This is a genomic window from Neisseria sp. P0022.S010, from assembly GCF_051956635.1.
Map to the genome: position 1 here is coordinate 1 of NZ_JBQCXF010000061.1, position 13,610 is coordinate 13,610.

General features: G+C 48.6%; 11 protein-coding genes. 5 read left to right on the plus strand and 6 right to left on the minus strand.

Annotated features, from left to right (window positions below; genetic code table 11):
- Nucleotides 1–14 precede the first annotated feature (14 nt).
- The 4 genes from eno to ACTHUT_RS08005 all read left to right on the plus strand — a co-directional run bounded on the left by eno (nt 15) and on the right by ACTHUT_RS08005 (nt 3,010).
- Complete coding sequence (gene eno / locus ACTHUT_RS07990; RefSeq protein WP_440385752.1) at nt 15–1,301, plus strand: phosphopyruvate hydratase; 1,287 nt, start codon at nt 15–17, stop codon at nt 1,299–1,301.
- Between the two features lie 23 nt (nt 1,302–1,324).
- Nucleotides 1,325–1,600, plus strand: a complete 276-nt coding sequence (ftsB, locus tag ACTHUT_RS07995) for a cell division protein FtsB (RefSeq protein WP_003679613.1) — start codon at nt 1,325–1,327, stop codon at nt 1,598–1,600.
- Nucleotides 1,601–1,700: 100 nt separating this feature from the next.
- Nucleotides 1,701–2,192 carry a DUF1841 family protein gene (locus ACTHUT_RS08000; RefSeq protein ID WP_107768938.1) on the plus strand — a complete coding sequence of 164 codons (492 nt, stop codon included), beginning with the start codon at nt 1,701–1,703 and terminating at the stop codon, nt 2,190–2,192.
- Between the two features lie 110 nt (nt 2,193–2,302).
- Entirely contained in the window at nt 2,303–3,010 is a 708-nt protein-coding gene (locus tag ACTHUT_RS08005; RefSeq protein ID WP_440385750.1) for an SIMPL domain-containing protein, read from the plus strand.
- Nucleotides 3,011–3,225: 215 nt separating this feature from the next.
- Here the strand turns inward: ACTHUT_RS08005 and ACTHUT_RS08010 are convergent, their stop codons facing one another.
- From ACTHUT_RS08010 to ACTHUT_RS08035, 6 genes are all read right to left on the minus strand, one after another.
- Nucleotides 3,226–4,728: an N-6 DNA methylase gene (locus tag ACTHUT_RS08010; protein ID WP_440385749.1), complete on the minus strand. Its 1,503-nt coding sequence runs from the start codon at nt 4,726–4,728 to the stop codon at nt 3,226–3,228.
- A gap of 18 nt (nt 4,729–4,746) precedes the next feature.
- On the minus strand, nt 4,747–6,156 hold the full coding sequence (locus ACTHUT_RS08015) for a restriction endonuclease subunit S (protein WP_440385748.1): 1,410 nt from the start codon (nt 6,154–6,156) through the stop codon (nt 4,747–4,749).
- A 2-nt stretch (nt 6,157–6,158) separates the two neighbouring features.
- The gene (locus ACTHUT_RS08020) at nt 6,159–9,002 is read right to left on the minus strand and encodes a type I restriction endonuclease subunit R (RefSeq protein WP_440385747.1); all 2,844 of its coding nucleotides are present in this window, start codon (nt 9,000–9,002) and stop codon (nt 6,159–6,161) included.
- 266 nt (nt 9,003–9,268) lie between these two features.
- The gene (locus ACTHUT_RS08025; protein WP_003746178.1) at nt 9,269–9,796 is read right to left on the minus strand and encodes a single-stranded DNA-binding protein; all 528 of its coding nucleotides are present in this window, start codon (nt 9,794–9,796) and stop codon (nt 9,269–9,271) included.
- Between the two features lies 1 nt (nt 9,797).
- Nucleotides 9,798–11,180 carry an MFS transporter gene (locus tag ACTHUT_RS08030; protein WP_036491405.1) on the minus strand — a complete coding sequence of 461 codons (1,383 nt, stop codon included), beginning with the start codon at nt 11,178–11,180 and terminating at the stop codon, nt 9,798–9,800.
- Nucleotides 11,181–11,294: 114 nt separating this feature from the next.
- Nucleotides 11,295–11,918, minus strand: coding sequence for a lytic transglycosylase domain-containing protein (locus ACTHUT_RS08035; protein ID WP_003746174.1), 624 nt, complete (start codon nt 11,916–11,918; stop codon nt 11,295–11,297).
- Between the two features lie 173 nt (nt 11,919–12,091).
- On the opposite strand from ACTHUT_RS08035, the gene ppx reads away from it, so the two are divergent.
- Complete coding sequence (gene ppx, locus ACTHUT_RS08040; protein ID WP_440385746.1) at nt 12,092–13,600, plus strand: exopolyphosphatase; 1,509 nt, start codon at nt 12,092–12,094, stop codon at nt 13,598–13,600.
- The last annotated feature ends 10 nt before the right edge of the window (nt 13,601–13,610 follow it).

Sequence of the window (13,610 nt, forward strand, 5' to 3'; positions counted from 1 at the left end):
ATTTGGAGATATTCATGAGCGCAATCGTTGATATTTTTGCACGCGAAATTTTGGACTCCCGCGGCAACCCTACCGTAGAGTGTGACGTATTGTTGGAATCCGGCGTCATGGGACGCGCAGCCGTACCAAGCGGCGCATCAACCGGCCAAAAAGAAGCTTTGGAACTGCGTGACGGCGACAAATCCCGTTACTTGGGCAAAGGCGTATTGAAAGCCGTTGACCACGTTAACAACCAAATCGCGCAAGCCCTCATCGGCATCGATGCCAGCGAACAATCTTATATCGACCAAATCATGATCGAATTGGACGGTACTGAAAACAAAGGCAACTTGGGCGCCAACGCCACTTTGGCCGTTTCCATGGCCGTAGCACGCGCGGCTGCCGAAGATTCAGGCCTGCCGCTGTACCGTTACTTGGGCGGCGCAGGCCCAATGGCTCTGCCGGTTCCGATGATGAACGTAATCAACGGCGGCGAACACGCCAACAACAGCCTGAACATCCAAGAATTCATGATCATGCCTGTCGGCGCAAAATCTTTCCGCGAAGCTCTGCGTTGCGGCGCCGAAATTTTCCACGCACTGAAAAAACTGTGTGACGGCAAAGGTTTCCCAACTACCGTTGGTGACGAAGGCGGTTTCGCACCTAACCTGAACAGCCACAAAGAAGCCCTGCAACTGATCGTCGAAGCAACCGAAGCTGCAGGCTACAAAGCAGGCGAAGACGTATTGTTTGCCCTGGACTGCGCATCCAGCGAATTCTACAAAGACGGCAAATACCACTTGGAAGCCGAAGGCCGCTCCTACACCAGCGCAGAATTTGCCGAATACTTGGAAGGCCTGGTTAACGAATTCCCAATCATTTCCATCGAAGACGGTATGGACGAAAACGACTGGGAAGGCTGGAAACTGCTGACCGAAAAATTGGGCGGCAGAGTTCAATTGGTCGGTGACGACTTGTTCGTAACCAATCCAAAAATCTTGGCTGAAGGCATCGAAAAAGGCGTGGCAAACGCATTGCTGGTTAAAGTAAACCAAATCGGTACATTGAGCGAAACCCTGAAAGCCGTTGACTTGGCCAAACGCAACCGCTACACCAGCGTAATGAGCCACCGTTCCGGCGAAACCGAAGACAGCACTATTGCCGACTTGGCAGTTGCCACCAACTGTATGCAAATCAAAACCGGCTCCCTGTCCCGTTCTGACCGCATGGCGAAATACAACCAATTGTTGCGCATCGAAGAAGAATTGGCTGAAGCCGCTTACTACCCTGGCAAAGCCGCATTCTACCAACTGGGCAAATAAGAAAAATATAGGATATTGATTGTATGAAGTGGGTGACTTTTGTTTTAACCTTCGCACTTTTGTGCTGTCAGTACAGCCTTTGGTTTGGCAAAGGCAGCGTCGGGCATACGGAAGAATTGCAGGAGCAGCTCGTCCGTCAGGAGGAAAAAAACCAAACGCTCACTTTACGCAACAATTTCCTCAATGCGGAAGTTGAAGACTTGGCACACGGACAAGAGGCCATCGCCGAAATTGCCCGCGTCGAATTGGGCTATGTTCAAGACGGCGAAGTATATTACCGAATCATCGACCGCCGCTAAACCCTATCAAACAAAGGCCGTCTGAAAACACACTTTTCAGACGGCCTTTTTATCGCAATCGCTATATAATCACATATCCCAAAATCAAATTACACCCATCATGTATGACGTAAACACCCACGATGTCCGCCGATTTTTTGCCCACGTCTGGCAACACAGGCTCGCACCGCTCCAATTGGACGGCCTACAGCAAAAAGCCTTACGCATTATCGAAGCCCATCCCGAATACGGACACTATCTCGAAAACATCGAACAATATTTAGATAAAGAATGGCTGCCCGAAGACGGCGAAAGTAACCCATTCCTGCATATGTCGCTACACCTTTCACTACAAGAGCAAAGCGCCATCGACCAGCCCCCGGGCATCCGTGCCATCCACCAACAACTTTGCGCCCGTTACAACGGCGACTGGGTCAAAGCCGAACACGATATGATGGAAGCCTTAGCAGAAACCATCTGGGAAGCACAACGCTACAGACGGGGCCTTGATGTCAACGCCTACATGACCCGCTTGCGGAAATTGGTCGGCTTAGGCCAAGAAGAAAACGCCCGCCTCAATCCCCATGAAGTCAGCCTGATGGATACAAAGTAACTTCTTTTCAGACGGCCTCATCCCATACAAATCCTTACACTCACCAAAGCCAACGTTTCCATCTTTCATGCTAAATTACTTTTTTGAAATCCCCTTATAAGGAAACCAAAATGCTCCGTCCAGCCTTTACCGCCCTACTGCTAGCCGCCTCCTTGCCCGTAGCAGCAGAAAGCCTCAACTACAACATCGTTGAATTTTCCGAATCCGCCAACATGGAAGTACCACGGGACACCATGACCGCGTATTTCAGCGTCAATGCAGAAGGCAAAGACCGTCAAGCTGTCAACCAAGCCTTCATGAAGAAATTCAACCAGTTCAACAAAATCTCCCAAAACAGCAAATTTAAAGCCGAGCTGATGGAGCGCAACGCGTCCCCACGCTATCAATACACCAACGGCAAACGCACCCAAACCGGCTGGGAAGAACACGCTTACTTCAAAGTAGAAAGCAAAGACTTTGAAGCGCTCAACCGCCTGATTGCCGACAGCATCAATATCGCCGTTTTGGAAAACTCTTCATTTTCCGTATCCAAAGAAAAACGCGAAGAAACCGTCGACCAACTGAGCAAAGCCGTTATCCTGCGCTTCAAAGACCGCGCCCAAAACCTCGCCCAAACACTCGGCTTCTCCAGCTACAAAATCATCAAACTCAACCTGGGCCATATCGGCAACCGCCCAGTCGGCGGCGACTTTGCACACGCCAAAATGCTGCGTGCAATCCCCGCCGCAGAAGTGGCGGCAGGAATAGAAGATGGCGTACCGGCTTCTCCGGGTTCGGAAGAAATCAGCCTGACTGTTAACGGCTCGGTACAAATGTAGGATTTTCTTTTAAATCATTTTAAATTAAATCATTTTAAAGGCCGTCTGAAGTCTATTTTCAGACGGCCTTTACGTTGTTCAAAAATAGAAAAATATTCATATAAAGCAACCGAGCATCAAGACAACCCTTAAACTTTCAGTGGCAATAACTATTTCTAAACACAAAGCCTAGCCAACCTAATGACAACCCAATCAACAAGGCATCAGATGCTTTTCTATTCGTTTTCTCCCAACTGCGCTGCAACGCTGCGGAAATTCAGCAAAGCCGCTTCGATATTTTCAATGATTTCCTCGGCCAAAATATCGGGGGTGGGCAGATTGTCCAAGTCGGTTAAAGAATGGTCTTTCAGCCAGAAAATATCCAGGCTGGTTTTTTCTCGCTGATTGATTTCATCGATACTAAATTTACGCCAGCGTCCGTCGGGATTGTTTTCGGCATGATAGGTTTCCACACGTTTTGAACGGTCCTCAGGACAATAGCAGGCAATGAAATCCTGCAAATCTGCCAACTGCATCGGTTTTTTCTTCAGCGTGTGATGCACGTTGGTGCGGTAGTCATATACCCAGACTTCTTGGGTAACGGCTTTTTCCTGTGCGGGGCGGTTGTCAAAGAACAACACATTTGCTTTCACGCCTTGGGCGTAGAAAATCCCCGTCGGTAAACGCAAAATTGTATGCAAATCGGTCATCTGCAAGAGTTTTTTGCGCACGGTTTCGCCTGCGCCGCCTTCAAACAGCACATTATCGGGCACGACTACGGCCGCACGCCCGTTGTTTTTGAGCATGGTGTAAATATGCTGCAAGAAGTTGACTTGTTTGTTGGAAGTGGTTGCCCAAAAGTCTTGGCGGTTATAGACAAAATCTTCGGTTTCGGCTTCACCCTCGGCATTGGTAATGGTCATGGTGCTTTTTTTGCCGAACGGCGGATTGGCCAAAACCAAGTCCACTTTGCGAGGGCTTGGCGCAACCAAGGAATCATCGGAGCTGATCGGGCTTTCGCCGTCCATTTCGCCGATGCCGTGTAAAAACAGATTCATCAAACACAAACGGCGGGTATTGGCGACAATTTCATTACCGAAAAACGTCCCGTTTTTTAACCGCGCTTTTTGCTCGGCATTTAAATCGGCATGTTTTTCCAGATAGCTGTATGCACCCAGCAGGAAACCGCCGGTACCTGCCGCCGGGTCAGCAATCAGGGTATCTGCCTGCGGGCGGACGCATTCGACTATCGCCTCAATCAGAGCGCGCGGCGTAAAGTATTGCCCTGCGCCTGATTTGGTATCTTCGGCATTTTTTTCCAAAATGCCTTCGTAAATATCGCCTTTCACATCCACGCCCAAGCGCGTCCATTTGGTTTCATCAATCATCGCCACCAAACGGGATAATTTGGCAGGGTCTTGGATTTTGTTTTGCGCCTTGGCAAAGATTTGCCCAAGCAAGCCTTTACGCATACTTAAATCGCGCAACAAAGCAAGATAATGGCTTTCCAATTCCGCGCCCGTGCGGTCGGTCAGACTTTTCCAGTTGTATTCTTCAGGAATGCCGACATCACGTTTGTAGGGCGGCTGGCTGTATTCAAACGCCATTTTCAAGAAAATCAGATAAGTAATTTGTTCTAAATAGTCGCCGTAGCTTACGCCGTCATCGCGCAGCATATGGCAGAAACTCCAAACCTTTTGGACGATGGCGTTTGAAGTGTGGTTTTGCGTTGTGGTCATATTCGTTTTCTCTTTAATTTATTTATCCAAAATGCTGCCTGAAAAAGCCGCTTTTAAGACCGCCTGTTTAAGCAGCTCGGCTTGTTTGAGTTGCTTAGAAAGTTCGGCGGCGAGTTGGTCGCAGGCGGTAAGTTTGCTTTCTAAAATGGCAACGATTTGGGTTTGTTCGGTTAGGGAACAATACGGAACGATTAAATTCTCTAAAGTATTTAAATTAATGTTTTTTTGTGCTGTCGCAGGAGCATAAGATTCGATTTTGGTTCTCGCAGACTTTATAAATAATTCAATATATTCTGGTAATACCGCTTTTGAAGCAGAAAACCCGACGATACTATCGGGAAAACAAGCGTCAAATCCTAAAAAGGCAGTTTCAGCAATATTTGCAGCGATTGTGATACAAAGAGTCCCTTTCTGCCAAAGTTTGCTTTGCTCTAATCCAAATTCACTATATGTTTGTTCATATTTTTTAATGATTCGATTTGCAGCACGAACCTCTCCCGTTTGAATAAAAGGATATTTCCCTCCAAAAAGTTTTTTATCATTTCTTGGGCGATGTTTCGATTTTCCACGAGCTAACTCTCCTAGGTCTGATAATTTTCCCCATATCCACCCACTCGGCAAATCTGCAAAATTTTCTTCAAACTTAACCGCTTTTGTCGGTGCTTTGGGTTTGCTCGGTTTTTTCCCTTCTTTTCCATTTTGTTCCCATTGGCTGACGGCTGTTTGCCAGTCGGCAAGCTGTTGGGCGTGGTGTTGTTCTCGGGCCGTCTGAATTTGGGCGAGCAGTTCGTTTTCAGACGGCAAGGTGTCTGCGTGCTTGCTGCGCCATTCTTTGGTGAGTTCGCCGTTAAAGGCGTTTTTGAGCAGGGATTGGCGGTATTGTTGGATTTGCTGCGCTGCGGTTTTCAGACGGCCTATGCCCTCGTCGATTTCGTCAAACAGGCTTTCGATTTTATTAACGATGGCTTGTTGGGTTTCTTTGCTGGTTGGGTAGATAATGGGAATTTTTTTCATCGAACCTTGTGAGAGTTTTAGTCTAGTTGTACCTGATACATAACCACTAAAATTAAATTGGTTCAGATAATGGCAAATATATAAATTTTCCAAAACTGATGAGCTTAAAATGTGAGCATGATTATTTACCCAAAACTTCCCTTTAACGCAATAAGCAACATTTTTATTTGGTTCGAAAAAAGGAGCTGCATCCTCTCCTAATAAAACAAATTCTCCATCAAAAATATAATCATCAATTTTTCCAACCTCACCTGTCGCACCATAATAAGGAAAGAGTTCGTCAGTTTTTTTATTATTGATGCGCTGTTCTCTTTGTTCCCTATTTAATGGAACTCTTTTACTATCAAAAATCTCACAGATTTCTCCCAAAGTCGTTTTCTTCCACCCTTCAGGCAATTGCTGTTCTGTGGTCATTGTTATGCTGTCCATTGTCGGTTAATCTCGTCTAATAGGGTGTTAAAGTCTTGGTCGTTAGCGGCGACTTCGCTCAATACATCATAGGCTTGACCCAATCCGCCGTATTGGTTGAACGGGGTAAGTTCAAAGTCGTTTTCTTCGATGGCAAAGGAAGTGATGATGTGGTCACGAATCATGGTCAGCCATTGCATTTGTTCTTCGGTCAGCGGTTTGTCGGCGCGGGCGTTGTGTTCAAAGGTCCAGGTTTGGAAGTTTTTACGCACGGTTTTGGTAAACGGCGTGATTTTGTCATCAATGCCAATCACGCGGCGAACAAGGCTGACTAAGGCGGTGAGTTCGCTTTCTGCCTGTTCGCTGACGTTATCCAAACGCGCGTACGCCTGCCAGATATGGCTGAATGCCAATTTCGGTTTGGCTTTTTTGATGGCGGCCGCCAGCTCTTTAATCATCGCAAGGCTTAAGGCTTGGCGTTGATAAGGCTGATTATAGAAAATCTGCAAGGCGGTAATTTCGTCTTTGTTGCTGCGTATCCATTCGGCAAAATCTTGGGTCAGGGTTTCATCATTTTCTGCCCAGCCTGCGTGGATGACTTCATCAATCTCGGCGTCAATTTTCTGCTCGTTTTGTTTGCGGATGTCGTCCAATGTGGTGATGAGTTCCATGGAAAGCGGACGTGTGGCGGCTTTGACGCGTTGTTTTTGAACCTTGGCAAGATTTTCTTCAGACGGCATCTCATCGATGGAAATGCCTTCTTGTTCACAGGCAGCTTGATGAACTTCATCGGCATTGATGGCGTGAAATAAATCTTTGACCAGTTGCGATAATGGAATGCCGCCTGTGATGGCCGTAATCTGCTGCTGTTGTTCGTTATCCAGCTGTTTGTTTAAACGGGCAAGGCGTGCCGCCAGTGAGCTGATGCTGTCGCTATCAAATGCGCCGCCGAAGACGACGGCTTTTCCTAAATCGGAAAAGCTGACCGAACGCTTGGTGTCTAATTGTTGGCTTGCCGTTTTAAGCGATTTGGTAACACCGATGGCATCGACAATCACATAATGGGTTTTGGCGGATGATGCGGAAGGACTGACTTTTTGCAGGCCTTCTTTATCAAGCGTGCGTGTGCCGCGCCCTTTCATTTGCTCGAAATAGTTGCGGCTTTTGACATCGCGCATAAACAGCAGGCATTCGAGCGGGCGGACATCCGTTCCTGTGGCAATCATATCGACGGTAACGGCGATGCGCGGGTTGTAGCTGTTGCGGAAATTCGCCAAGACGGTTTTGGGTTCTTCGCCTTGTTCGATGATTTCGCCGTTCTCTCCCACAATATCGTCTTTGGCTTTGTACGTAATCTTTTTGCAGAATTCGTTGCCTTGCCCGAACTCTTCACGCACCATTTTGATGATGTCGTCGGCGTGGCTGTCGTTTTTGGCAAAAATCAAGGTTTTGGGTACTTCTTGACGATTTGGGAACATCACCGGTAAATGGTCGCGGAATGTCCGGATAATGGTGCGGATTTGGCTTGGATTGACAACATCCCTGTCGAGTTGTTTGGCGGTATAGTCTTCATCGCTATCTTGCTGCTGCCAGCGTTTGCGGCGTGTGGTGCGTTCGCGGTGTTCGACCAGCTCTTCTGCTTTGAATTTGCCGCCATCCAGGCTGATTTTGGTATTGATCAGATAGACTTCGTTGCCTACGTTTACGCCATCGGCAACGGCTTGCTCATGGCTGTATTCGCTGACGACATTTTGATTGAAAAAACCAAAAGTGCGGTTGTCCGGTGTGGCGGTTAAGCCAATCAGATAGGCATCAAAATAATCCAATACTTGTCGCCATAGGTTGTAAATGGAGCGATGGCATTCGTCGATAAAGATAAAATCAAAAAATTCGGGTGGCAGGTCCGGTTGATAGGCAACGGGCAAGGGCTCTTTTAAGCGGTTTTCCCATTCTTCTAATTCCACGCTTTCATCCGGTATCGCCATCTCTTCCCCTTTTAATAGGGAATACATGCGCTGAATGGTACAAATACAAACTTCTACGCCTTTGGGAATGTGCGGCGATTTAATCACTTGGGCGTTGTAGAGTTCGGTAAATTTGCGGTTGTCGTCAGACGGGGTAAAAACCAACATTTCCTGCTCGGCCTGTTCGCCCAAATTGACGGTATCGACTAAAAACAAGATGCGGCGTTTGCCTGTGTATTTGAGCAAACGATACATAATGCTGATGGCGGTATAAGTTTTACCTGCACCTGTGGCCATTTGAATCAAGGCGCGCGGTAAATCTTTTGCCAAAGAGTCTTGCATATTTTCGATGGCGGTTAATTGGCAATCGCGCAAACCAAGTTCGGCCGCAGACAGATGGTTGGGATTGAGTGGAGGAATAGCCTTGAGTTTGGCGCGCAGGGTATTTTTGCCCTCGCTTGCCCATTTTTGCAATGTTTCAGGACGATGAAAATGAAATACTTCACGGGCGCGAGGGGCAGGATCGTTGCGATTGGTAAAGCGGGTAATTACACCTGTGCTTTCATATAAAAAAGCAATATCCGCTTGCGGGATATGTTTGAGTTCGCTATCGGCATAACGCGCGCTTTGCTCTTCCACTGTGTTGAGCTTATGGCCAAAGTTTTCTTCTTTGGCTTCAATAATGGCAACCGGCTCTCTATCGACAAATAGCAAATAATCTACCGGCCCGCTGTCTGTAGGGTATTCACGCACTGCTACGCCCAAACCATTGTTGGGATTAAAGTGCTTCACCGACTGTATCGTCCAGCCTGCCTGCTCCAGTTTTTTATCGATAATGTCGCGGGCTTGCTGTTCTGGATGCTGGTTGTAGGTTATTTGTTTTCCCATATTTTTCCTAGGTACCTCGTTAGCTTTTATAAGAAATTAAAAATAAAGCCTTCCATGCTTTATTAATGAAATTGCAATGACTGTTTATTTTGTAACTATTTTTTATTGAACATCGAGTAATTAACACTAGATTTTACTACATGGGATTAATTACAGTAAGAAATTTGCCCGTTAAACAGTTTTTTCAAAAAAGAAAAGCCCTCTAATATACCTATCAAAGTCATTAGAGGGCTTGAAATTAACTAAATCTTAATTCATTACATAACTCAGAACGGAATATCGTCGTCGATATCCTCAACTGGAGCGGTCGGTTGTGCCGGAGCAGGACGACGGGCCGGGGCGGCCGGGGGTTCTTGCGCCGGGGCAGATTGGTATTGCTGTTGAGGCGCTTGTTGGTAACTGCTTTGGCTTGAATGACTGCCTTGGTTGTAGCCGTCATCGTATGGTGCGCCGCCGCTGTTGTCGTTGCGGCTGCCGAGCATTTTCATCTCATTGGCGATGATGTCGTAAGCGGTGCGCTCGATGCCGTCTTTGCCTTGGTATTTACGGCTTTGGATACGGCCTTCTAGGTACACTTGGCTGCCTTTACGCAGGTATTGGCCGGCGATTTCGGCGAGTTTGCGGTACATGGTGATGTTGTGCCATTCGGTACGTTCTACGCGTTGGCCGTTGCGGTCGTTCCAAGTTTCGCTGGTGGCAACGCTGAAGTTACAGACGGCCTCGCCGTTGGGCATATAGCGGACTTCCGGGTCGCGGCCGAGACGGCCGATGAGGATAACTTTATTCAATGACATTTTACACTCCTGTGATGATTTTTTCGGCGGCCTCTTGGTCGAATCCTTTTTGCAAGGCCTTGATATAAATGGTTTGTTTGTCTGCGCTGAAGCTGATGCTTTCGACGCCTTCAATTTCGGTCAGTTTTTGGTAAAGCAAATCCGGATTTTGTTGCCATTCGGCGTTAAGCGGATAGCTGAGGTTTTTGACGGGTTTTGGTGCCGGTAAGATGAGTGCCAATACCAGCCACAGCAGCATCAATACGCTACAAAAGGTAAAAACGCCTGAAAACCCATATTTTTGGAACAATAAGCCGCCGGTTGCGCCGCCGACAAACAAGCCGACTGACTGTAATGTGTTATACACGCCCATCGCCGTTCCTTTCAAATCGGACGGGGCGATTTTCGATACCATAGACGGCAGGCTGGCTTCCAATACATTGAAACCAATAAAATAAACAATCAAATAAGCGGTAATCAACCATATTGAGTGCATGCCAAACAACAAGCCAATTTGTGCCGCGGCAATGCAGACGATACCGAGAATAAACACTTGCTTGAGTTTGTTGCGCGTTTCACCAACGATAATCAGCGGCACCATAATAATCAGGCCGGTAATGGTTGACGGCAGATAGACTTGCCAGTGATGGATTTTTTCCAAACCCAACTGCGTCATGGCAAACGGCAATGCGGTAAATAATGCCATTTGCGCCGCATGCAAGGCAAAAATGCCGAAGTCGAGATTGAGCAGCTGGCGGTTTTTCAATACTTCGCCCATACGCGAAGGCTGCGCCTGCGTGTCTTCGTGCAATTTTGACTCTTCCGGCTCCGGCGTCATCCACGCAACCACGCCGATACTGATTACCGTCAGGATACCGGTCAGCGCAAACAGGCCGGATACGCCGATAAAGCTGGCAATCATCGGGGCAAGCACCAGGCTGACGGAGAAGGTCAAGCCGATACTCAGGCCGATCATCGCCATCGCACGCGTCCGCACTTCGCTACGGGTTAAATCCGCCAGCAAAGCCGTTACCGCCGCGCTGACGGCGCCCGCGCCTTGAATGGCACGCGCGGCAACCAGCATTTGCAGGCTGTCGGCAACTGCGGCCAAAAAACTACCGGCGGCAAACACAATCAAGCCGATATAAATCACTTTTTTACGGCCGAACTTGTCGGAAGCGATGCCCAATGGCAACTGTAACAAGGCCTGTGTCAGCCCGTAAATGCCCATTGCCATACCGACCAATGCTTTATTATCTTCCGCACCGGGCAACGAAGCGGCATACATCGCCAAAACAGGCAGCACCAAAAACATCCCCAGCATACGCAGTGCGTAAACGCCGGAGAGTGTGGTACTGGCACGCCATTCGTGCGGAAACATTTGAATGCGGTTATCTCTTGCCATAAATAATGTTTCAGACGGCCTTAAATTTGCGAAAGGCCGTCTGAAAGTGTGAATTAACAGATTTTCTGATTATACAGGATTCAAAGGAATTGCATGGGGCAAATCGCAAGCCGCTCAACCCCACTGCCATCTATTCCGCCACGCACCCAATACGGCATTCGGATATTTGTTGCTGCCCAAGCTGCCGTTAAACCTTGCCAACGCGCGGACAATATTGCCTTTTTCGATATTGTTGTAATGGCGCAGAATAGTGCAGCCGTAGCGCAGATTGGTGCGGATGTCGAAAAGGTTGTGCGACGGATTGCCGATATAGTTTTTCCAAAACGGCATCACCTGCATCAAACCGCGCGCACCCACGCCGCTGATGGCATATTGGCGAAACGCGCTTTCCACTTCAATCAAACCCAAAATCACTTGAGTATTGAGTCCGGCCCGGCTGCTTTCGTATTGGATATTGATCAGCAGACGGCGGCGCTCGCCTTCATCGGGAATAAAGCGTGCCAATCGGGAAGACATCGCCGCCAACCAACGCTCCCCTTCCCTTGCATCGGTAAACACCAGCCGCGCAGGGCTGGCGCTATTGATCGAACTGCGCATCACGGACGCCACATCATCAGCCAGCGTTTCTTCACGTTGCGCCCCCGCCCATGCGGCCGCAGGCGTCAAAAGCATGGCTCCGCCGACTTGCAACAGGCGGCGGCGTGATAAAAATAAGGAATCTTGGTTTTCCGATTTCATGTGTTTCTCTTTTTAGGCCGTCTGAAAAGTTCAGACGGCCTTTGATATATTTGCTTAAATATCGGCATTATAAAATACATCTATGAGCAGAATCAAAGAGCTGTATTCCTTTTATTGTCAAGTGATACCGCCTCAAGTAACATTTAGGTTTTTCTAATCAAGCGGTATTTTTTATGACCACCACTCCCGCCAACGTTTTAGCCTCCGTCGATTTGGGTTCCAACAGTTTCCGCCTGCAAATTTGTGAAAACAACAACGGCCAGCTGAAAGTCATCGACTCGTTCAAACAAATGGTACGCTTTGCCGCCGGCTTGGACGAACAAAAAAACCTGAGCGAAGCCTCTCAAGAACAAGCCTTGGAATGTTTGGCAAAATTCGGCGAACGCCTGCGCGGATTCCAACCTGAAAACGTGCGCGTGGTGGCCACCAACACTTTCCGCGTCGCCAAAAACATCGCCCAATTCCTGCCCCGTGCCGAAGCGGCGCTGGGTTTCCCCATCGAAGTCATTGCCGGCCGCGAAGAAGCGCGTCTGATTTACACCGGCGTAGTGCATACCCTGCCGCCCAAAGGCGACAAAATGCTGGTTATCGACATCGGCGGCGGCTCGACCGAATTTGTCATCGGTTCGGATTTGCAACCGCTGACCACAGAAAGCCTGCCTTTAGGCTGCGTAACGTACAGCATGCGCTTCTTCCAAAACAAAATTACCGTCAAAGATTTCCAAGCCGCCGTTTCCGCCGCGCGTATCGAAATCCAACGCATCAGCAAACTGATGAAGCGCACCGGTTGGGATTTCGCTATCGGCACGTCCGGTTCGGCCAAATCCATACGCGACGTTTTGGCGGCCGAATTGCCGCAAGAAGCCGATATTACCGCCCAAGGCATGCGTTATCTTGCCGATAGGATTATCGAAGCCGGTTCGGTTAAAAAAGCCAAATTTGAAAACCTCAAACCCGAACGTGTCGAAGTTTTTGCAGGCGGGTTGGCCGTGATGATGGCCGCTTTTGAAGAACTCTCGCTGACCAAAATGACCGTTACCGAAGCCGCACTCCGCGACGGCGTGTTCTACGACTTAATCGGCCGCAGTCTCAATGTCGATATGCGCGAACAGACAACGGCAGAGTTCCAAAAACGCTACCACGTCAGCCTCAACCAAGCCAAACGCGTTGCCGATACCGCGCAAGCCTTTATGAACAGCCTATGCCACGCCAAAAACGTAACCGTTCAAGAGCTTGCCCTGTGGAACCAATACCTCAGCCGTGCAGGCCGTCTACATGAAATCGGTTTGGATATCGCCCATACCGGTTATCACAAACACTCCGCCTACATTCTCGAAAACGCCGATATGCCGGGCTTCTCACGCAAAGAGCAAACCATTTTGGCGCAACTGGTTATCGGCCATCGCGGCGACCTCAAGAAAATGGCGGATATTATCGGCGACAACGAAATCATGTGGTGTGCCGTATTGTCCCTGCGTCTGGCCGCCCTCTTCTGCCGCTCGCGCCTGCCGCTCGATTTACCGCCGCAAACCCAGCTTCGCATTGATGAAAGCAACCACAGCTTCATCTTGCGCATCAACGCCCAATGGCTGGAGCAACACCCCCTCATCGCCGATGCGCTGGACTACGAAAGCGCGCAATGGCAAAAAATCGATATGCCTTTCTCGGTTCAAGCACAATAAACCGCGCTCC

Coding starts and splice junctions, on each gene's coding strand:
- eno (WP_440385752.1), top strand. CDS start 15: ATGAGCGCAATCGTTGATATTTTTGCACGCGAAATTTTGGACTCCCGC.
- ACTHUT_RS08000 (WP_107768938.1), top strand. CDS start 1,701: ATGTATGACGTAAACACCCACGATGTCCGCCGATTTTTTGCCCACGTC.
- ACTHUT_RS08015 (WP_440385748.1), bottom strand. CDS start 6,156: ATGACCACAGAACAGCAATTGCCTGAAGGGTGGAAGAAAACGACTTTG.
- ACTHUT_RS08025 (WP_003746178.1), bottom strand. CDS start 9,796: ATGTCATTGAATAAAGTTATCCTCATCGGCCGTCTCGGCCGCGACCCG.
- ACTHUT_RS08035 (WP_003746174.1), bottom strand. CDS start 11,918: ATGAAATCGGAAAACCAAGATTCCTTATTTTTATCACGCCGCCGCCTG.
- ACTHUT_RS08005 (WP_440385750.1), top strand. CDS start 2,303: ATGCTCCGTCCAGCCTTTACCGCCCTACTGCTAGCCGCCTCCTTGCCC.
- ACTHUT_RS08020 (WP_440385747.1), bottom strand. CDS start 9,002: ATGGGAAAACAAATAACCTACAACCAGCATCCAGAACAGCAAGCCCGC.
- ppx (WP_440385746.1), top strand. CDS start 12,092: ATGACCACCACTCCCGCCAACGTTTTAGCCTCCGTCGATTTGGGTTCC.
- ACTHUT_RS08010 (WP_440385749.1), bottom strand. CDS start 4,728: ATGACCACAACGCAAAACCACACTTCAAACGCCATCGTCCAAAAGGTT.
- ftsB (WP_003679613.1), top strand. CDS start 1,325: ATGAAGTGGGTGACTTTTGTTTTAACCTTCGCACTTTTGTGCTGTCAG.
- ACTHUT_RS08030 (WP_036491405.1), bottom strand. CDS start 11,180: ATGGCAAGAGATAACCGCATTCAAATGTTTCCGCACGAATGGCGTGCC.